Raw genomic sequence first — 19,937 nt, forward strand, 5'->3', positions numbered from 1 at the left:
TCTCGAATGATTGCTCAAGAGATTGCGCGCTTACGCAACCGCCCACATACCTTAGCCCTTGTGGTACTCAACTGACGATTCAAGGAGTTTCTTCAGCTCTGCCCCACGCGGCAGGCGGGCAGGCTCGAAGGTATATCCATCGTGCACATAATAGAACGCTGCACGAATCTTCTCCCCGCCGTGGATGCGGCGCCAGGCCTCTGCATACACCGCTAGCTGTATCTTGGCAGCATCCATGGCTTCTCCCTGAGGTGGGCGGCCGGTCTTCCAGTCCACCACCATCCAGGTGCCATCCTCCAAGCGGAATACCGCATCCATGCGCCCGCGCACCACGGCCTCACCAATGGTGATTTCAAAGGGCGCCTCCACGTGCTCCGGTTGACGCTCGGCCCACTCGGAGTTCAGGAAGGCCTCCTTGAGCTCTTCCAAATCGAAATCTTCCGGCTCATCAATGCCGGGAAGTTCCTCCTCACCCAATAGTGCCGGGCTGCCGAAGCGATCCTCCAACCACGCGTGGAAGGCGGTACCGCGCTTGGCGTAGGAATTCGGCTTAAACGGCACGGGGCGGCGTTGCCTGCGGGCGAACTGGAGCGGGTCTGCCCGCAGCGCAACCATGTCCGAGGCGGTCAGCTCGCTGGGTAGCTCAACGTCTACCACCGGCTGTTGTAAGGCCTTGTACTCCTCAATGAGGGCGCCAGCTTCCTGCTCCCACAGCTCAAAGGTTTCACCGCGGCTCAATTCTGGGAGCTCTGCCATTGCCTCAAGTACCAGATCCGCACCAGCGACTGCCTCTGGGCTAGCCTGCAGCGCTGGGAATTGTGCGCTCTCCCCAAAATCATCCTCAGAGGGCTCGTCGGGGACGGACCACTCCACCACGTATTGCGGGAATTGCTCTTTCAGGCGCTCTAGGTATTCATAAGGAGCCTTCTTGTTCTTTCCATTGAGGTTATTGGTGCCCGAACCGGTAACGGTCAGGGTGGATTCGGTACGCGTCAGCGCCACATAAAAAAGGCGCGCCGATTCTTCCGCTTTGATGGCGCTATCTGCGTTCTTAAAGTCCTCGCAGGCGTTTTGGAAATGCGAGCGCTTTTGGGCATCCTCCGGGACCTCAATATAGTCATCGTCTCCCGGGACCTTATCGATCCTGGTCAGGAAGGTTTCTGCTTGTGCGCTATAGCTCGACGAATCCGCATGCACCACGCAGACATGTTCCCATTCCAATCCCTTGGCCTTGTGCGCGGTCATAATCTGCACGCGGTCAGTGGCGGCGGGAACCTCGCCGAGGTCTAGGCCATCTTCTTTTTCGAGCGCTAACGCAAAGTAATCCAAGAGCGCATACAAGGAATCACCATGGAAGCCCGCGACGATATCGGCAAATTTATCCAGATGTGTCGCGCCCCCTGCGCTTCCGCGCGCTAAGACTTCGATGCGGATATTAAACAATGCTTCAATATCGGCGAAGATGTCCACCAGCGGTTTGGAAAGAGAATAAGTACGCAGGTGTCGCAGTTTGGCAGAAACCTCTTCCATACGGGCGAGGCCTTGCGGGGTATAGCGGTCTCTCTCACCCAGATCGGCAAGGGCGTCGGCGAGGCCTACCCGCTGATCCGGTTCCTCAGCGGTGACATCTTCCAGCTGCGCGCGCAGGTATTCCTCCGGGTCCATTCCCGGTTCCCAGCGCAAGCGCTCCTCCCTCGCACCGGCCAAGTTTCGTTGGCGGGAAGCAAGTGCTTGAATATCGCTAATTCCCAGGCCACAAATGGGGCCCGCGAGCACGCGCACGGCTGCGGGCAAGTCTTCTGGTCGCACGAGCATGGTGGCTATAGCCACGAGGTCCTGGATTTCTGGCTGCCACAGCAGGCCACCGAGACCGATGATTTCATTGGGTACGCCCGCTTTGTCTAGGGCCGCAGCGATGGGCGCAGAGTGCCTATTTTTACGCACCAAAACCGCCGCACTGAAGGTATCTCCCTCGCGCTTTTCCCACTGCTCTTTCAGGTACTCGGCGACGAACTCGCGCTCGCGAACCTCGCTGTCGAAGTACGCCAACTGGATGTCGCCTTCGCCCTTATGCGGGGCGGCAGAAAGCTCATCCACGGGGCGCTCTACGCCTTCGAATACGCCCTCCGCCACTGAGTTAGCCAAGTCCAGCGCACCTGAAGGGTTGCGCCAAGAGGTGGTCAGCTGGTCCTTCGGGGCGGGTGTGCCCGGCGCGACCGGGAAGTCTTCCACAAAGGCAGTGAGGTTTTCAGAGGTCGCACCACGCCACCCGTAGATGGCCTGCATTGGATCTCCCACGGCCGTAACCGACAGGTCCTCTTGGTCCCCTCCGAACAGGCTGCGGAGAAGCACGCGCTGGGCATAGGAGGTGTCTTGGTACTCGTCTAGCATGACGACCTTATAGCGCTGGGACTGTTGCTTTCCCACCACAGGATGGTCGCGCGCGACGCGGGCGGCGACGGCCATTTGCTCGCCAAAAGTGATGACTTGTCGCTCGGATTGTTCCTTTTTCAGGGCCTCCAGCAGCGGCACGTACTGCACGCGGCGCTCCTGTGTTTGGATATATTCCAGCAACTTTTGCGAGTATTCGGGGCCATTCTTTTGGGATTTTTCGAGGTTATCGATGTCCGCCCGAAAATCGCGGGCATGCTGGGCGATGTGGCTGGTGTCCTTGAGCCCGTTATCGATATCCTGGCTGAATTTCAGCAAAGTCTCGGTAATCGTGGCTAGGGCGCGATCGTCTTCTAGCTGACCGGTGTAATTGCGCACCACATCGTAGGCCAAGGAATAACGCTCGGCCTCGGTGATGATGCGTGCGGTGGGCTCCACCGGAACCAAGAGCCCGTATTCGCGAACGAGTTCTCCCGCATAGGAGTCATAGGTAGCTACCTTCGGCGCAATGTTTTCTAGCGCTTCTGTCACCTCACCGCCTGGTGGGATGAGGCCGGAATCGCGCAATTTAATCAGCTGCCGGCGGATACGTTGCTCCAGCTGTTGCGCCGCCTTACGGGTGAAGGTCAGGCCGAGAACCTGCTCCGGGCGCACATAGCCATTGGCCACCAGGTACACCACGCGCGAGGCCATAGTTTCTGTCTTGCCGGCACCAGCGCCGGCAACCACGAGTTTGGGGCTAAAGGGGCCTTCGATGACATGGGCTTGTTCCTCGGTAGGCGGAAAGTCCTTGCCCAAGGCGGCAGCGATCTGCTGTGGGGAAAAATTGCTCTTAGGCATCGGTGGTCATCCTTCCTTCTTCCTGCACGGGGCAGATGGAGCGAATTGGGCATTTATCGCAGTCTTTATTGGTGCGCGCAGTGATGCGCGGGCCACGCATCTCCTCCACCAGCGGGGGCAGAAGTGCGGCGAATTCTTCCAGGGCTTCCGGCGACTTATCGCTTTGCCAAAGCTCACCAATCTTTTTGGTGGTCGCACCCGGATACACCAGCACACCGCCCTGGCGCGGCATGCCTTCGCCGTCGTGAACTTGGTGGCCGTCAAATGCGCCGTGGGCAAGCGCGAGCTGATAGGTCATCAGCTGCACATGGTCCTCGCCCTCTTTCTTAGCCGGCTTGCTTCTCCCCGTCTTGAGGTCCACCACCAAGTAATTTCCCTCTCCATCGCGAAGCAGACGGTCCATATAGCCGCCGATGCGCACCTCCTCGCTGACGCGTACGCCTACGGGGATTTCCACACCGGCAAGCTCTTGATTGACCTCGGATTGGCGCGCCCATTCCTGAGCGCGGTCCAACAGGGTGGAAAACTCATCGAGCTTAAATCGCAATTGCCACTGCGGCACATCCTGAATGCGCTCGAAAGCTTCCATCACCAATAGCTTGGCCTTTTCCGCATCCATGCCGCGGCCGATGGCTTCAAAGAAGGCGTGCGCCAAAGTACCGCGGAGCAGGTGTTCCTCGGTGCTTGGGTCCTCGGCCACATTGCCGAGCACGGCCTTGAGTGGACAGTTGAGCAATGCTTCCACACGGGATGGTGACAAACTGCCGCTGGTATGCAGCGGCAGTTCAGCCGCAACGGAGCGCGCAGACCACCACTGCTCCGGGTGGGCGCCAGGGATATCGGCTGTCGCTAAGCGGGCGAGCTGGCGCGCTGCTTGTTTGCGCTCAACCTCACCGGATTCCGGATTGGTAACCACGCGGCGCAATTGTGCAACAAAGGCCGGCACGGACAGCACCGCCACATCGAGGGGATCCACCTCGAGCCCATCGCGCACTGACACGGGTGCGGGTTCGGGCACATCGAGGCCCAGCTCGCGCGGGAGTTGGGTGCGGCGCAGCGCCCGCTTTGCTTGCCGACGCGCAGCTTGACCAGGCACGTCCACTCCCCGGCCGGCGAATTCGCTGATGAAGCGCGAAGGCTCAGAGACCGTATCGCCTTCCGGGTTCTCCACAGCGGCAATGAGCAGGCGCTGTCGGTGGCGCGTGGTAGCGACATGGAAGAGTCGACGCTCCTCTGCCAAACGGGAGGCAACGTGGCTGACGGGGGTATCGGGATCAATATCGTGGTCGAGGAGATCGATGAGATCTTCTTGACCAAAGATGGAGCCGGTCTCCCCTAGCGAAGGCCAGCTTCCTTCCTGTGCGCCGGCCACGATGACGGTATCCCATTCGCGGCCCACGGCGCCGTGTGCAGTCAGGATCTCTACTGCCTGCGGAATAGCGGTGCGGCGGTCACGCACACCGGTGGGAAGTTCCTGTTCGGTGACATGCGTCAGGAAGGCGCGTAGCGAGGAATCAGGGCGGCGCTCGACGTAGTCGCCTGCGGCGTCAAAAAGCGCCATCATTGCATCCAAGTCGCGGTCGGCCTGCGAGCCGGTCGCACCTCCGCGCAGCGCCGAAGCCTGGAGGCGGCTATCGAGCTCGGTTGCGCTCCATACAGCCCAGAGAACTTCCTCCACAGAGTCCCCGGAGGCGAGTGCGTTCCGGCCGACGCTCAGAACCGCGCGTACACGCTCCAGAATGGAGTATTCGCGCTCAGTGAGTTGTCCATTAAAATCTGGGAGCTCACCATAGAGAAGACCGCGGAGGCTATCGATGCCCCGGGTGGTGGAATCCCAGCGCCGCAGACCACGGATAAGGCGGCGCAGGGTGACGGGATCGGCACCACCCACGGGGCCGGTGAGCAATTCTTCCAACTCCGAGTTTGATAGGTCTTCCTCCAAGGCACGCAGGGCGAGCAGCACGGCGGAAACCAAACGCTGTTCGGCCAAGACGACGTCGGTAGGGCTAATGTGCACGGGCACGCCGGCGGCCAACAGGGTGCGGCGCATCTGCCCGATATCACCGGTTGAACGAACGATGACGGCGATATCGCGCCAGGGCACGTCGTCTTCTAAGTGGCGGCGGCGCACGGTATTGGCTACGACGTCACGCAGACTGCCGTCCGAATCCACAATGGAGATGCACGCCGGAGAGGGTGTGCGGTGAGGCTCGGTGAGCTCGATGTCGTGGTCAGCTGGGAAGTCCCGCAGGAAACGCGAGCTAGCACCGCGGAAGGCAAAGACGGATTGATCGGCATCGCCACCTACCACCACGAGATCCGCCTGCGGGGCCATTTCGCGAATGAGCTTGCCCGCAGTGGGATCGAGCAATTGCGCATCATCGACAATGATGGTGTGGAAGGGGTGCTCGCGCAGTAGCTGGGGGCGCTGAAGAACTGCGGTAACCAATTCCGCAGCGGAATAGGAATGGGCGCGGGAAAGAAGCTGCACGCGTTCGTACTCGCGCAGAAATTCACCCGCCGCGGACCACATGGGGCGGCCGTGCTCGGCACCGAGGCGTTCTAGGTCGCCCGGGCCCAGGCCGCGTTCAATGGAACGCAAAAGGAAATCGCGCAGCTGCCGGGCGAAGCCCACATATTCCAGCGCGGGGCGCATCTCCGCGGGCCACGAGCCATGTCCGTCTTCTGCTTGGCCCGTGAGCAGCTCGCGGATAACGGCGTCTTGCTCCGCACCGGTAATAAGGCGCAGCTCCTCCTCGGCCGCTGTGCGCAGCAACGCGAATGCGAGGGAGTGTACGGAACGCACCATGGAAGTTTGTGCGGCGTAATCCTCGAGGCGCTCGGAAAGCTCGCGGCGCAGCCGGGCGCCGGATTCCTTCGAGGGAGCGATAACCAGGATGCCGGAGGGATCCGCGCCGGTCTGCCGGGCTTTATCCAAGGTATGAATGACGGTATCGATAAGGAAGCTGGACACACCGGTGCCGGCGGCACCGGTTACCTTCCAGGTACCGGATTCGGGCAGGTTAACAGGCCAACTGCGGGTCGTGGCGGACTGGGTACGGGGAACGAGGCGCACCTGTGGGGACGGTGGAAGGACCACTCCCGCACGCGCGGTGGAATGGGGGTCGTAACTCACCGCTCCAGTATGGCAGATGCCCGCGACACCAGATGCTGCTCCACCCGCTCTATGTGCGAACGCGTGTTTGAACGCGATGCGGAGTGCAGGTCATTGACATGACGGCGATATGACACCGCGCGCAACAGCAATTCCTGCATACCGGGTACGTGACTGAAGCGCTGGCAAATCCCATCATCAACAGCCTGGCCAATGAGCCCATCCACAATGACCAAAGCGGCCGTCCAGCCGGCTGGGCGCGGGGATTCACTCGGCACAATGTCCACAATGCCCGGCGGGTTAGCGCCGTGGTAAACCGTGGTGGTGAGAAGAGCGGTGTGGGCGGGGATAAGGGGGACGTCGGCAAGCAGGGCTGGGCGATAAGCCTCGCCCGTTTCCTCCCAGGCGGCGCGCTCGGCGCGAGCGAAGGCATCGCTGCGCTGCCCGTTGGGAATGGGCACCTCGGCCAGAGCCGTATCCAAGCGCAACGCCATCTGTGCGGTTTCATCAATGCGCCCGCGAACATGGCCCGGAATAAACTGGGTAGCCTTCCACCCTGCGGCCGTGTGCCGACCATCGCTAGACAGTACCGGCCGGGAAACGCGGGCCCCCTGCACGCTGAGGCGCTCGCGCACCTTAGCGGACCAGGCGGCAAACGGACCGGCCTGGGAATAGACCACGTCACCCACCTTGATGCCGTTATCCCACACCGGACCCAATTGATCGCCCTGCGCGCGGCGGGTACCAGTGGCACCGGTTTCCGCGTGGAAGGCGCTTAAAACATGCTCTGGGGGAAGCGGCATCCTTAACTCCTATTCGGGTTGGTGGGGATCCTTATTATCCGGATTCGGATAAGGCCACGGGTTCGGTGAGCAGGTCACGTCCTCATCAGGATAGACCTCGCTGGGATTGCGATCGTGCAATTCCTTGTTGTTAAGGTCCAAGGTCTGCTGCATCATGACCGGCGCTAGCTTGCCCTGGCCGCCACACGGCTGGTGGGCCGCATAGCCAATGGCATGGCCCAACTCGTGGTTGATGACGTACTGGCGGTAGTTGCCCATATCGCCCTCAAAAGGCGTGGCGCCGCGCACCCAGCGGGCCTCATTGATGATCGTGGTGGACTCGCCCGTAATGGTGGTGTGGCAGGAGGTTTCCGTTTCAATCTTCTCACCACAGCGCTCTGCGGCGGTGCCGAGCGAGGTCAGCTGGATGCGGGTATCCGGCTCCGCATCGGCAGCCACGTGCTCGAACTCGAAGTCCTTATGCGCGGTCCAGCCGCGCGGGTCAGACAAGGTAGCCTCCACCATGGCGGCAAAAGACTCATCGCCGCCATACGGTGCGGTATTAAGGCCATCTTCTACCTCGATGGAATAGCGCACCTTTTGCTCGCCGCCCTTACCCGTGACGGCGCCGGGCTCGCCTACCTCGTGGAAGGTACCCTTGCCTTGCTTGGTGTAGGAGCCACCGGGCGGCATCTCGCTGATTTCCCGCTTCACCGCTGCAGCATCGGCAGGATCAGGGCCCATCTTCTCCGTACTCGTTGGGGCAGCCTCGATAGTGCCTTCCGCCTTTTCTTCAGAGGAAGAGGCGGTGGCGATATCGACGATGAACCAAATGGTCAGCGCGATCATGAGGGGGATAGCCACCACGCGCCACCAGCCATATTGACGCGCAAACCGGACCACCGCATTGGGGTGGTCCGGCGCATGGCCCTGGCTCCGGTGAGCGTGGCGAGTCTCCCTTTTTTCCATGGGGCCTTAGGTTACCCGTTGGTATTTAAAAAAGCTGAATCAGCAGCCCTATGCGCTCGCCTTAGGCGCCGGCGAATCCCACGGCGTGCTTCTTTGCAATGCCGACCTCGACGTAGACCACGCGGTCAGTGCGCACGAGGTATTTGCGGCCCTTGTCATCTTCCAATTCCAGGGTGGAGTTATCCGCCAGGGCACTGTTGATCTTCTGCGTCAGCTCGGCTTGGTCACCTGCAGCGCTAATGACCAGCTCGCGAGCGGTATCCGCGAAGCCAAACTTGATATCCATGAAGATTCCTCCTCTAACTAGAGTTTTATTGTCAATGGCCCCACTATAACCATCCCGGCTACTATCAAGGTGTGTCTGACATAAAATCCCAGCCACCGAGCTTCGCGGAACTCGGCGTTGCGGCCGAAATCTGCGATGGTCTCGCCACTCGTGGCATCACGCGTACTTTTGCAATCCAGGAATTAACCCTGCCCATCGCGCTATCCGGCCAGGACTTGATAGGCCAAGCGCGCACCGGCATGGGCAAGACCTATGGCTTTGGCGTGCCGCTTTTGGACCGCGTTTTTGATGACGCCGATATCGACGAGCTCGATGGCACCCCGCGCGCCCTCGTGGTGGTCCCCACCCGTGAGCTTGCCCAACAGGTCACCGAGGACCTGCAGGTGGCTGCCGCCCACCTGCCCGTGCGCTTAGCCTCCATTTACGGCGGCCGTCCCTACGAGGAGCAGATCAAAAAGCTCAACAAGGGCGTCGATGTCATCATTGGCACGCCTGGCCGATTGATCGATCTGCACGAACGCGGCGAACTGCAGCTAGATCGCGTGGCTATCTTGGTTCTCGATGAGGCCGACGAGATGCTGGATCTGGGCTTTTTACCCTCGGTGGAGGCTATCCTCACGGCACTCGATGGCAATGCCCACCAAACCATGCTCTTTTCCGCCACGATGCCGGGCGCAATTTTGACGCTCGCCCGCCGGTTTATGGAAAAACCCATCCATATCCGCGCCGAATCCGGCGAGCAGGATTTCACCCATTCCTCCACTCGCAAGGTCACCTTCCAGGCCCACCGCATGGATAAGGTTGCCGTCGTCGCCCACGCCCTGCAGGCCGCCGGCCGCGGGCGCACCATCATCTTCGCTCGCACCAAGCGCGCGGCCGCCCAATTGGCCGATGACCTGGCCCGGCGCGGCTTCCACGTGGGCGCCGTCCACGGCGATCTAGGGCAAAAGTCGCGCGAGAAGTCGCTGCATGCCTTCCGCACCGGCCAGGTGGACATCTTGGTCGCTACCGATATTGCCGCCCGTGGCATCGACGTTGATGATGTCACCCACGTCATCAACTATCAGGTTCCGGATGATCCGATGACCTTTGTCCATCGCATCGGCCGCACGGGTCGCGCCGGCCATACGGGCACCGCTATCACCTTGGTGGGCTACGATGAGCTGGGCAAATGGCAGGTTATTAATGATGAGCTGGATTTGGGTGAGCCGAATCCGCCGCAGTGGTTCTCCACGTCCCCAGAGCTGGCCCAGGCTCTAGACATCCCCGCGGATATAGAAGAGACTGTCGGCCCTGAGACCAAGGTCGTGGGCCAGGTTCCTGTCCGCGAGAAATCCCCCACCCGTACCACCGCGCGCCGCGGCAGCTCCCGGCGCCGGCGAGGAGGCCGCCGATGACTAAAGCTCCCATTTTGCGCTCGACGCCCCCCGATTGGAGGGCTACCGGCATTATTGCCGTGGTCTGCGCCATCGCGGTCGGCGGGGCGGCTATTACCGCCAATATTAACCAGGCGCATCTCAGCCAAGCGGCCGTTCCTGGGGATAAGGATGCACCCGCGCTTGCCGACGTCCCCGAGGCCCTCCACGAGTCCTTCAGCCTTCCCAACGAACCAGTACCCGGCCAATACCGGGCGGTTTCGGCACATGGCCTGACCATCACGCACGCCGATCACACGCTCACCGCCACGAACCCGGACGGCTCCGAGGCGTGGACTTATGAGCGCACAGATGCCGATCTCTGCTCGCTGTCGACAGCGTGGGGCAAAATCGTGGCGTCGTATGAAACCGGCGTGGGTTGCGGGGATACCGTGGCGATCGATGCCGCAACTGGCGAGTATGACAGCATCCGCAGCGCCGTCAACTCAGAGAAAGTAGTACCCGTTTCCTCCAATGACCGGGTAGGAACAGTCTCCACCGACCGGATTGATCTGTGGCGCTCCGATATGGTGCGCACCGTGGAATACGGTGACGTGGAAGCTAAGCAGGAGCCAGACAAGCAACCGCATGAAGACTGCACCATTAGCTCCGCCCTTACCCGTACCGAGAATTTGGCACTGACCGAGTCCTGCCCCGATAAACCGGGCGCCACTTGGTTGCGTTTCCAAGACACCACCCCTGATGATTCCCGTGAGCCCGATATCGCTGCCGATGTGGACATAGCCACCGACGGCGCCCGGCTTGTCGCTGTGGGACAAAAGGCCGCCGCCGTCTACCGCCCAGGACCGCACCCCACGATCGAGTCCTATGACAATAAGGGCGAAAAGCTGGACTCTACTTCGGCAGAGCCCTCTCCAGACATCGATGCAGGCGCCTCGCCGTTCGCCCCGGCAACCGCGGACCTGCCGCACCATATGACCTGGTTTGATGGCTCCCGGCTCTATCTCTTCAAGCCGAGCGACCTCGCAGTGGATCACGTGGTAGAAGATGCCATCGGCACCCCCATCGCCGTCGACGAGCACATGTTGGTGCCTACCCAAGCAGGCATTGCTGTCATGGATTGGTCCACCGGCAAAACCCTGCGAACCATACCGGTTGATCGCGGCGGCTACCACGGCCCCGTCTACCTCACCTTGGCGGGCGACACCATCGTGGAAACCCGCGGCGATCAGGTCGTGGGCCTAAGCGCCGATTAACACCCTCCGCTACAGAAAGGGCCGCGCCTTCCGGATTTACCCGGGGCGCGGCCCTTAGTGTGCGTGGCAGCGAATTTAGAAGTTTGCTGCCGCCCACTCGGTGGAAGCACGAACGAACATCAGCAGGAAGATGACTACTGCGGCGCTCGCCAAGGTCACCGCACCAAGTAGCGGCGATCCGCCGCTAAACATCTGGAAGGAGCTCGCTGCCAAGATGAGCTCCACCAAGATAATGGCTCCCCTACCCCAGCGCTTTCCTTTGACCATGGCCCAAGCACCGACGATGACAAAGCCAAAGACGATAAAGATAAATAGCGCGGTGCCCAGCCCCACAAAGCTTCCGGAGCCCGAGTCCGACACCATGGAACCATTTTCTGCGCCGGTCACCTCGCGCACAATCAGGAAGATACCGAAGCAGATGACGGCGATGGACTGAACCACGGCGAGCGCTGCGGCCACGAGGACCGGCTGTGGCGCGCCCTGCTGGGCCTTCTCCTCACGCGCCGGCTGCGCGGAGGAAACATTTTGCTTTTTGTTTACCTGCTTTTTCTTCTGCTTAGACACAAACCCACAGTCTACTCACCGGTCGAGGCCATTTCCTTGTGCGCCACTCAGGTTTCGCGGGGGCAGGGGTTAGCCGGGTAGATTTGACGCTTCTTCAGTCACCGCACTCAATGTTTTTTGGACAATGCACCAGTTCAGCGCGTTTCTCACAGGCTTCTTTCAACTCATACGTCGACCTAAATGACCCCCACACTAGTTTCATTCACGTGAGGTTGACCACAATTTCGCCTCTACCCCTAGCGGAGTCTGAGTAAACATGTCATGATTCTGGGGTAGCAAAAAGAAAGAGGACGTAAACCTCTTCTTAACTTGAAGGAAACTTCAAGTAACCACAATGTGAACCATTGGCGGCGGCGACGCTGGCCCGACCTCGAGACCGGGCCCCACTGCACGCAGACCAGTTCACACAACCACCCACCCTGGCATTGGTTGCTTTTCATTTCTCATGAAAAGCACTTGTGCTTACTGCTGTCGAATTTTTGTTAGGAGATATCAATCATGGATTGGCGCCACGAAGCTGTTTGCCGCGACGAAGACCCCGAGCTGTTCTTCCCAGTAGGCAATTCTGGTCCTGCACTTACCCAAATCGCTAAGGCCAAGCTGGTCTGCAACCGTTGCCCCGTTGCCACTTCCTGCCTGAAGTGGGCACTGGAGTCCGGCCTGGACGCCGGCGTCTGGGGCGGCCTGTCTGAAGAGGAGCGCCGCGCCCTCAAGCGTCGCCGCAACCGCGGCCGTGGCCGCGCCCGCGTTTCTGCTTAATAAGCAGCCCCCAATTTTCGTTTCGGCGCCCTTAGCCGCTACAGTTGAATAAAGTTCAGATACCCTCAACGAAGGAGTGCGCAATGAGCAAGCGTGGTCGCAAGCGCAAGGATCGCCGCAAGAAGTCCGCTAATCACGGCAAGCGTCCTGGCGCATAACGCACAGCATTACTCAAAGCCCGGTTCCCTCGGTCACTTCGACCGTAGAACCGGGCTTTTGCTATGTCAGACGCAAATCGATGTCGCCTCCTAGCTCCCCGCCTGGCCTCTCCGTGCCTTAAGTCCAATGTGATCGGGCCGAATTGAACACATTGGGGCCTCAATTCGGCCCTTCCACCCTCAATTCGGCCCGATCAGTATGGACTCAAGCAAAAAGTTGGAAGATCAGGAGACCATGACCCCACGACAGCGGGTGAGCAACAGTGCCTACCACGCCGTGTCGATGCGCGTGATCTCTACCGAAATGCGGCGGCGCAGCGCCTGCGGCGCCTTGGCTTGGCCATTACAGCAGTTACGCACCAGAGAGCGGATAATCTCCTCGCTCTCGAGGCGCTGTTGACAGAAATCGCACTGGGCAATGTGCTCGCGGATGGCGAGTGCGCGGGCATAGGTGGTGGATTCATCGAGAAGCTCGCACAGGAGGGCCTGTACCTCTGGGGAGCTACACGCACCACAGTTGTGTTCCGTTGCGCGGTCCATTACTTCTCCTCCATGTCTGGGTGTTCTAATCCAATGCCTTGTTCTCGTGCCACGTCTTTCAACGCTTTCCGGAGCAATTTTCTTCCCCGGTGCAACCGGGACATCACCGTGCCCAGCGGAGTATCCATGATTTCTGCAATTTCTTTATACGCCAAGCCCTCTACATCCGCGTAGTACACCACCATCCGGTAATCATCGGGCAGGTCATTCATGGCCTCTGAAATGGTGGCGTCCGGCATGTCTTTAAGCGCTGATACCTCGGCGGATTCCAGGCCAGTGGAATCGTGCCCAGCAGTGGTATACAGCTGAAAATCGCTTAGGTCATCGGCCGAGGACTCCGTGGGGCGGCGCTTCGCCTTGCGGTAGGAGTTGATGTAGTTATTGGTCATGATGCGATACAGCCACGCCTTAAGGTTTGTACCTTGCTTGAAGGAATGAAAGGACTTATAGGCCTTGAGGTAGGTCTCCTGCACGAGGTCCTCAGCATCTTGCGGATTGCGCGTCATGCGCAGGGCACCGCCGTAGAGCTGGTCTAGCAGGGGCAGCGCTTCCGCTTCGAAGCGGCGCTGCAGCTCCTTTTCGCTGATTGTTTCTTTAGCCACAATTTCTATCCTAACGCGTAGCGTTAGGATCCCAGTCATGTCTAAAAAGTCCCCGCATGCAGCCACCCCAGCGCTCAAAGTCGTGGAAGATGCCGGCGTAGACCACCACGTCTACACCTTCGAGGCGGGCAAGGATCACTTCGGCGATCACGCCGCCGCGGCCCTCGAGGTAGAGCCGGAACGCGTGCTCAAAACCCTGGTCATCGATTTAACGGCGGGCAAAGGGTCCAAGCGGCAGTTGGCGGTGTGCGTCATCCCTACCACCCACCACCTGAGCCTCAAGAAGGCCGCGGCCGCCCACGGCGTTGCTAAGGCCGCCATGGCGGATCCGCATGACGCGTCCAAGTCCTCCGGATACATCCCGGGCGGCATTTCCCCGCTGGGACAGAAGAACCCGCTGCCCACGGTCGTTGAGGAAACCGCCGTCCTTTTCGATACCGTCTTCATCTCCGGCGGGCGCCGCGGGCTGGATATCGAGCTCAATGCGGAGGACCTCGCAGAGCTGTGCTCTGCTAGCTTTGCTGATCTACTCGCCGAGTAGCTCCGGATAATCGTTGGATACGCTGCCCACAGCCTTGTCGGCGGGCTGGGTGTGGAAGCCACGCAGGGGCGTCGGTAAGAGCAGCTCAGCGGCTTCTTCGGGGCTACCCTCCAGCCAGGTACGCATTTCTTCGGCCGTCAAGAAGCGTGGCAGGCGGTGGTGCAGCCACTCCATTTCTTCCGTAGCTGCGGTGGTGACAATCGTGGCAGACAGGCGGTCTAGGCCGGTATCCCACAGGCCTGCCGCCCACAACAGGCCCTCTTCCGCGCGGACGAAATAGGGCTGCTTGCCGCCTTCTTCCTGGTGCCATTCGTAGTAGCCGTTCATGGGAATAAGGCAGCGCTGCCCCTTAAAGGCATGCCGGAAGGAGGGTTTGGTGGCCACCGTTTCCGCCCGGGCGTTAAACAGCGGCGGGCCGTCCAGGTCCTTCTTCCAGTGCGGCAGCAGTGCCCACCGCGCAGGGTCAACTTGGGCGAGGCTTTCGCGTACGCGCACCATCGCCACCTGCTGGGTGGGCGCAATATTGTAGCGCGGGCCTGGGGTACCTTGTGGGGCGTGGACCTCAGTAACTCCGGGCAGTGCGCCCACTTCATCGAGAAGGGACTCGGTAAAAAGAACGAATCTTCCGCACATGCCCTCTATTATGGACGATATGTCTCAACCTTGGTCCGCCCCGCAAGCGGCAGGCCCCATTACGTGGGCCCAGCACGTGCCGGGCTCGAAGTCTATTACCAACCGCGCCTTCATTCTTGCAGCGTTGGCCGATGGCCCTTCTACCCTGCGCGCGCCGCTGGTCTCCCGCGATTCGCAGCTGATGGAAAAGGCCCTGGAATCTATGGGCGTGCGCTTCGAGCACGAAGGCGAGGATATCCACGTCACCCCCGGCCCGCTTAAGGGTGCCACGGTGGACTGCGGCCTGGCCGGCACGGTCATGCGCTTTATCCCGCCGGTTGCGGCCCTGGCGGACGGCGCCGTGCTTGTCGACGGCGACGAGCAGGCCTACGCCCGCCCCATGTCCACCACCCTGGATGCACTGCGCCAGCTCGGCGTCGAGGTGGACGGCGATAGCCTGCCCTTTAGTGTGCGCTCGCACGGGGTACCGGAAGGCGGTGAGGTCACTATCGACGCCTCTGGTTCCTCGCAGTTCGTCTCCGGACTCCTGCTGGCCGGCGCGCGCTTTAAAAGGGGCATTTCCGTCACCCACGAGGGCGGCCCCCTGCCGTCCATGCCGCACGTGGAGATGACCGTAGGCATGCTGCGCCAAGCCGGCGTACGCGTGGATTCCGGCGAGAATACGTGGACCGTGCACCCTGGCCCGATTGCCGGGCGGGAATGGGCAATCGAGCCGGATCTCTCCAATGCCACGCCCTTCCTTGCCGCCGCTGCCGTCACCGGCGGCCGCGTGACCATTAAGCGCTGGCCTGCCAATACCACCCAGCCGGGCGACGCCATTCGCCATATTCTGGTGGATATGGGCGTCATGGTCACCCAAGAGCCGGGCTTTGTCACTGCCAAGGGCGCCAAGGACGGCGCGCTGCAGGGCATCGAGCGCAATATGGGCGATATCGGCGAGCTCACCCCCACCGTCGCGGCGTTGTGCGCCCTGGCGGAGACCCCCTCTACCCTCACCGGCATTGCGCACCTGCGCGGGCACGAGACTGACCGTTTAAAGGCGCTGGCGGATAATATCAACGCCCTCGGCGGCAAGGTCACCGAGCTTGCCGACGGCCTGCATATCGACCCCGCCCCTCTCCACGGCGGCGAGTGGCCGTGCTACGCCGATCACCGCATGGCCACCGCGGGTGCGATTATCGGTCTGCGGGTACCGGGCGTAGAGGTAGAAGACATTTCCACCACCGCGAAGACCCTGCCTGGCTTCGACCGCATGTGGGAGACGATGGTGGACCCCGAGCAACAGGAGAGCAATGGCTAGGCGTTTCGGTTCTTTCGACGAATCCGATGTGCGCGTGCGCCCCGGCAAGGGCTCGCGACCGCGCACGAAGGACCGCCCCAAACACAAAAATGCCAAGTTCGGCATGGTCATCACCAAGGACCGCGGGCGCTGGGGCGTAGCGCTAGACGACGGCCCCCGCGTCACCGCCATGCGCGCCCGTGAGCTGGGCCGCACCGCCATCGAGGTGGGCGACCGCGTGGGCGTCGTGGGCGATACCTCCGGCAAGAAAGACACCCTGGCGCGCATTGTGAAGCTGGAAGAGCGCACCTCCGTCCTGCGCCGCACGGCCGATGACACCGACCCTTATGAGCGCATCGTGGTGGCGAATGCGGACCAGATGCTCATCGTCACCGCCGTGGCGGATCCGCCGCCGCGCTCCGGATTTGTCGAGCGCGCCCTCATCGCTGCGTTTGTGGGCAATATCCACCCCATCCTGTGCCTGACCAAAACCGATCTCACGGATCCTGCCCCGTTCGCGGCCGAGTTCGCCGATCTCGATGTCACGGTGGTGGAAGCCGGCGTCGAGGACGGACTAGAGGCGGTGCGCCACCACATCGACGGCCACGTCACCGCGCTCATCGGGCATTCCGGGGTGGGTAAATCCACCCTGGTCAACCGACTGGTACCGGATGCGGATAGGGAGACAGGGGAAGTATCGGGCGTCGGCAAAGGCAGGCATACCTCCACCCAATCGGTGGCGCTCCCCCTCCCCGCCGAGGATGCATTCACCGGCGGCTGGATTATCGATACCCCAGGCATCCGTTCCTTTGGCCTCGCACACGTGGATGCCGATGACGTGCTGGGCGTCTTTGAAGACCTCGCCGCCGCCATCGAGGACTGCCCCCGCGGTTGTACGCATATGGGCCCGCCTGCGGACCCAGAATGCGGCCTCGATGATCCTGCGCTGATCCCCCCTGATACCGCCAGTGCGCGGCGGCGCGACGCGGTGCGCGGCCTACTCGAGGCCCTGCGCACCAACGTGGAGTGGGAAAATTAGAGGTGGAAGCCGGTATCGGCCATAACTCCCAAAATGACGTCCACGATGCCGAAGAATACATCGAGGATCTGGCCCCAGGTGCCCTGGGACGAGGTCTCTAGCAGCGCCAGCCACGGGGTGGTGGGCACGGCGTCGGCAGCCGCATCTGCAGCTGGGGTGGTATCTGCCAGTGCGGCAGGCGCGGCGATGAGGGCTGCGCCTGCGGTAACGGTAGCTGCAGCCAGGTTCTTGAAACGCTGAGTCATGTTTTCTCCTTCAGTTTTAGAGCAATTCTACGAGGAAAGGCAGCTCGCTGGGGTGATAAAAGGCCATAAACTTATCCAGTGCATCTCCCACGGCCAGCTCCGCGTCCTCATCGCCAAGGTCTGCGGTATCGATAGCCTCGATGGCCTTCGCTGTGGTTTCCTCGGACTCCGCAATATCCACGTGGATGGCCGCTAGGTCGTCCTTGCTGAACTGCGCCGGCTTGAGCTCTACCACCGGCTCGCCCATATCCGGGCGCGGGGTGAGGACAGAATCATCCAAGTCCACGGAGATAACCACGCGGCGGTGCGGGAACTTCTCTTCATCGCCAATGGCCAAAAGGCGCATGGAGGCCATAGAGGCCTCGAGGAAGGCCGAGTAGGCAATTTCTTCTTCATCGCCCTCGGTATAGAACTCCTGCAGCGCAGGGGTCACCATAAAGCCCCAGCCGGAGCGTGCGGAAAGCGTGCCGGTTTCTTCCAGCTCCGCCAGCATGGCGTAGGTCGCAGGGATGTAAACGCGGGCTTTAGCCACTAAAACTCACCTTCAATATCGAAGACTGCCTGGATTTCAACGGAGACGCGGTCAAAGCTGGTGTACAAAAAGCCCACCATGCCGGATTCCACGGCGGCGCGCACGTTGAGGATGGAATCATCAACCATGACACAGTCATTGAGCGGCAGTTCTAGGGCATCCGCTGCCGCTTGGAAGGCTGCGACCTCAGGCTTTTCCGCCCCCACCTCGCCGGAGAGAACAACTGCGTCGACGTTTCCGCGGTACTCCCACTCGCGGATGTGCTCCGCGCCTGGTCCGCCTGGGTCATTGGACAGGATGGCGGTTGCTGCGCCATTTGCCTTGGCGGCGGCCAGCAGCGCCTTCCAGCGGCGGTTGTCTTCTTCGGTGCCGTCAAGGACGCCGACATAGTCAACGATTAGACCACGCATGTACTTAAATCCTTTGGTTACGATTCTCTTTAACTCCCCGAGAGTATAGCGAACCGCGCGCTCATTCGCGCCCACCCCTTTCAGGAAACCCTCAGAAATGGCGGGGTTGGGGTGGGCATGAGACAATTATCACGCGTCCGCCTCCTGCCCTTATGCAGGAGCACTACTTCCCCACCATGTATGAGCCCATCCCCGGCTACTCGCACCTCAAACTCTTCATTGCACCCCACCGCGTGCGCTATGGCCGCTTGCCGACGTCCGCGGAAGTCGCCGCCCAACACCGCATCCAAGGCTGGGTAGTCTTCGCGCTGGAGGTAGCCGCCGGCTATCGCCCGCTAGCCCATCTCAATTCCACGCGCTATTCGGATGCCATCCGCCTGCACATTGGATCGTGGGTGCGCCGGCGGACAAGCCCCTATGCCACGGACAGACTGCAATTGACCAGCCTGCACGCACGGCCCAATGGCGAGTACTTTGGCTCCGCCTACATCGGCCAACAACAGCATGCATTTACGGGCTCGGCGAGCCCCACCGGTCTAACCTCATTCCGCCTGCTTTAACCCCGCGGGCAGGGCTTGGTGCTTAGGAAAAGAACTGGCCCAAGTGAGAAAGGATCTCGGACCAGTCGAGTGCGGACCATCCGAAGCCGGCGGCGCTGGTCAGCGCCGCTAAACCGGTGGCTAGGAGGCCGCCTTCAAAGGCGGATAGACCGGAATGCTCGTCCGCCGCCGCATCCGCGGGCACGGTTCCCGCAGTATGGTGCGACGCGGCGGCCTGCTCCAGGGGTGCGTTGACCTGCTTGGTGATGGTGACAATATCGCGCAGCGCCGCCGCATAGGCAGGGAACTCATCTGGGAAGGCGGAGCCAGTTTCCCCGATGGCCGGCAGCTCGGCACGCGGAGAGGTCGCCGCGTTGCTGGCAGGGGCCTGCGGCAAGTCCTTGGTGAATTCACCCAGCTCGGCACGAATTACCGCCTGGGTATAGTTGGCGCCCAACATGTCGAGGTAATCCAGTACAGCCGCTTCGGTGTACTGCTTGCCGTCCAGGGATTGCGTCCGCTCCTCTGGCTCCCACGGGAAGTCCAGCGGGGTCGAATAAATATTGCCGTCGGTGCGCGCGGTATTGAGCCGGGCTTTGCCAAAGTAGTACTCGAAGGCGGCATCCGCCTTTTCCTGAGACAAGATTCCATCGGCCACCAATGCTTCCTTGCGCTGGGTAGCAATAGCCAGGATGGCCGCAGCCGCGTTATCCTGCTCAATCTTTTCGCCCGAATCCAAAATGATGCGCAACGAGGTGGCAGAATCACGCTGCATCTCATAGGCCACGGCCGGCGTGGCGCCACCGAGCAAGGTGGCAGACAGGAGCGTCGTAATACCGAGACGCAGAGAGCGGCGGCGCATCGTCAGTGGAGCTCCTCACAGGAAATAAGCAGAAGGGACAGGTTTCTTATATTCTACTCATTTTTTCCTGAAAAGAAACCCGCCCCGCTCCCACTATCTGAACTGCTCCCCATTAGTTGGACTGAGAAATCAGTTTCCGATTAGTGGGGAGTAGTTTTCATTGAGAGCTCGAAGTTTGGTGAGTGAGCATCAGCGGGAGCAGTTGGTTGAACTATTTGA

At 61.0% G+C, this 19,937-nt stretch carries 20 protein-coding genes; 7 read left to right on the plus strand and 13 right to left on the minus strand.

What is annotated here, in order from left to right; translation table 11 throughout:
• Positions 1-51 precede the first annotated feature (51 nt).
• The 5 genes from MHY24_RS10655 to MHY24_RS10675 form a co-directional block, all read right to left on the minus strand.
• Positions 52-3,231: an ATP-dependent helicase gene (locus MHY24_RS10655; RefSeq protein WP_239230538.1), complete on the minus strand. Its 3,180-nt coding sequence runs from the start codon at positions 3,229-3,231 to the stop codon at positions 52-54.
• The gene (locus MHY24_RS10660) at positions 3,224-6,331 is read right to left on the minus strand and encodes an ATP-dependent DNA helicase (protein ID WP_239230556.1); all 3,108 of its coding nucleotides are present in this window, start codon (positions 6,329-6,331) and stop codon (positions 3,224-3,226) included. Before MHY24_RS10660 ends, MHY24_RS10655 begins: the two co-directional genes overlap by 8 nt.
• A gap of 32 nt (positions 6,332-6,363) precedes the next feature.
• Positions 6,364-7,149, minus strand: coding sequence for a hypothetical protein (locus MHY24_RS10665; protein ID WP_204609885.1), 786 nt, complete (start codon positions 7,147-7,149; stop codon positions 6,364-6,366).
• A gap of 9 nt (positions 7,150-7,158) precedes the next feature.
• Positions 7,159-8,097, minus strand: a complete 939-nt coding sequence (locus MHY24_RS10670; protein WP_239230540.1) for a DUF3152 domain-containing protein — start codon at positions 8,095-8,097, stop codon at positions 7,159-7,161.
• Positions 8,098-8,158: 61 nt separating this feature from the next.
• On the minus strand, positions 8,159-8,383 hold the full coding sequence (locus MHY24_RS10675; protein WP_005322370.1) for a DUF3107 domain-containing protein: 225 nt from the start codon (positions 8,381-8,383) through the stop codon (positions 8,159-8,161).
• A 71-nt stretch (positions 8,384-8,454) separates the two neighbouring features.
• Between MHY24_RS10675 and MHY24_RS10680 the strand changes: the two genes are divergently transcribed.
• Both MHY24_RS10680 and MHY24_RS10685 read left to right on the plus strand, forming a co-directional pair.
• The gene (locus MHY24_RS10680) at positions 8,455-9,780 is read left to right on the plus strand and encodes a DEAD/DEAH box helicase (RefSeq protein WP_239230542.1); all 1,326 of its coding nucleotides are present in this window, start codon (positions 8,455-8,457) and stop codon (positions 9,778-9,780) included.
• On the plus strand, positions 9,777-11,015 hold the full coding sequence (locus tag MHY24_RS10685) for a hypothetical protein (protein ID WP_239230544.1): 1,239 nt from the start codon (positions 9,777-9,779) through the stop codon (positions 11,013-11,015). Before MHY24_RS10680 ends, MHY24_RS10685 begins: the two co-directional genes overlap by 4 nt.
• 75 nt (positions 11,016-11,090) lie before the next feature.
• Here MHY24_RS10685 and MHY24_RS10690 read toward each other — a convergent pair whose 3' ends face one another.
• Positions 11,091-11,579, minus strand: a complete 489-nt coding sequence (locus MHY24_RS10690; protein ID WP_204609889.1) for a hypothetical protein — start codon at positions 11,577-11,579, stop codon at positions 11,091-11,093.
• Between the two features lie 498 nt (positions 11,580-12,077).
• Here MHY24_RS10690 and MHY24_RS10695 point away from each other — a divergent pair, with 498 nt between their 5' ends.
• Positions 12,078-12,338 (plus strand): WhiB family transcriptional regulator, encoded by a 261-nt coding sequence (locus MHY24_RS10695; protein ID WP_204609890.1) that lies wholly within the window; start codon positions 12,078-12,080, stop codon positions 12,336-12,338.
• A 425-nt stretch (positions 12,339-12,763) separates the two neighbouring features.
• Here MHY24_RS10695 and MHY24_RS10700 read toward each other — a convergent pair whose 3' ends face one another.
• Positions 12,764-13,036 carry an anti-sigma factor gene (locus tag MHY24_RS10700; protein WP_005326557.1) on the minus strand — a complete coding sequence of 91 codons (273 nt, stop codon included), beginning with the start codon at positions 13,034-13,036 and terminating at the stop codon, positions 12,764-12,766.
• The gene (locus MHY24_RS10705) at positions 13,036-13,638 is read right to left on the minus strand and encodes a sigma-70 family RNA polymerase sigma factor (RefSeq protein ID WP_200436091.1); all 603 of its coding nucleotides are present in this window, start codon (positions 13,636-13,638) and stop codon (positions 13,036-13,038) included. Before MHY24_RS10705 ends, MHY24_RS10700 begins: the two co-directional genes overlap by 1 nt.
• A gap of 37 nt (positions 13,639-13,675) precedes the next feature.
• On the opposite strand from MHY24_RS10705, the gene ybaK reads away from it, so the two are divergent.
• On the plus strand, positions 13,676-14,179 hold the full coding sequence (gene ybaK / locus MHY24_RS10710; protein ID WP_204609900.1) for a Cys-tRNA(Pro) deacylase: 504 nt from the start codon (positions 13,676-13,678) through the stop codon (positions 14,177-14,179).
• Here the strand turns inward: ybaK and MHY24_RS10715 are convergent.
• Positions 14,165-14,812, minus strand: coding sequence for an SOS response-associated peptidase (locus tag MHY24_RS10715; protein WP_239230546.1), 648 nt, complete (start codon positions 14,810-14,812; stop codon positions 14,165-14,167). The genes ybaK and MHY24_RS10715 overlap by 15 nt on opposite strands.
• Between MHY24_RS10715 and aroA the strand changes: the two genes are divergently transcribed.
• Both aroA and rsgA read left to right on the plus strand, forming a co-directional pair.
• A complete protein-coding gene (aroA, locus tag MHY24_RS10720) occupies positions 14,811-16,112 on the plus strand; it encodes a 3-phosphoshikimate 1-carboxyvinyltransferase (protein WP_239230548.1) in 1,302 nt (433 codons plus the stop codon). The genes MHY24_RS10715 and aroA overlap by 2 nt on opposite strands.
• Complete coding sequence (gene rsgA, locus MHY24_RS10725; RefSeq protein ID WP_179387521.1) at positions 16,105-17,130, plus strand: ribosome small subunit-dependent GTPase A; 1,026 nt, start codon at positions 16,105-16,107, stop codon at positions 17,128-17,130. Before aroA ends, rsgA begins: the two co-directional genes overlap by 8 nt.
• Here rsgA and MHY24_RS10730 read toward each other — a convergent pair.
• From MHY24_RS10730 to MHY24_RS10740, 3 genes are read right to left on the minus strand one after another with little or no spacing between them, the layout of a single operon-like run.
• On the minus strand, positions 17,127-17,375 hold the full coding sequence (locus tag MHY24_RS10730) for a hypothetical protein (protein ID WP_239230550.1): 249 nt from the start codon (positions 17,373-17,375) through the stop codon (positions 17,127-17,129). The two genes, rsgA and MHY24_RS10730, sit on opposite strands and share 4 nt — an antisense overlap.
• Positions 17,376-17,391: 16 nt before the next feature.
• Positions 17,392-17,868, minus strand: coding sequence for a hypothetical protein (locus tag MHY24_RS10735; protein WP_239230558.1), 477 nt, complete (start codon positions 17,866-17,868; stop codon positions 17,392-17,394).
• 38 nt (positions 17,869-17,906) lie between these two features.
• Positions 17,907-18,317 (minus strand): HAD-IA family hydrolase, encoded by a 411-nt coding sequence (locus MHY24_RS10740; protein WP_204609910.1) that lies wholly within the window; start codon positions 18,315-18,317, stop codon positions 17,907-17,909.
• Between the two features lie 152 nt (positions 18,318-18,469).
• Here MHY24_RS10740 and MHY24_RS10745 point away from each other — a divergent pair, with 152 nt between their 5' ends.
• Positions 18,470-18,877 (plus strand): hypothetical protein, encoded by a 408-nt coding sequence (locus MHY24_RS10745; protein WP_239230552.1) that lies wholly within the window; start codon positions 18,470-18,472, stop codon positions 18,875-18,877.
• 22 nt (positions 18,878-18,899) lie between these two features.
• Here the strand turns inward: MHY24_RS10745 and MHY24_RS10750 are convergent, their stop codons facing one another.
• Entirely contained in the window at positions 18,900-19,718 is an 819-nt protein-coding gene (locus MHY24_RS10750) for a hypothetical protein (protein WP_239230554.1), read from the minus strand.
• Positions 19,719-19,937 lie beyond the last annotated feature (219 nt).

Source organism: Corynebacterium sp. ACRPQ, from assembly GCF_022347225.1.
GTDB classification, from domain to species: Bacteria; Actinomycetota; Actinomycetes; order Mycobacteriales; family Mycobacteriaceae; genus Corynebacterium; species Corynebacterium tuberculostearicum_D.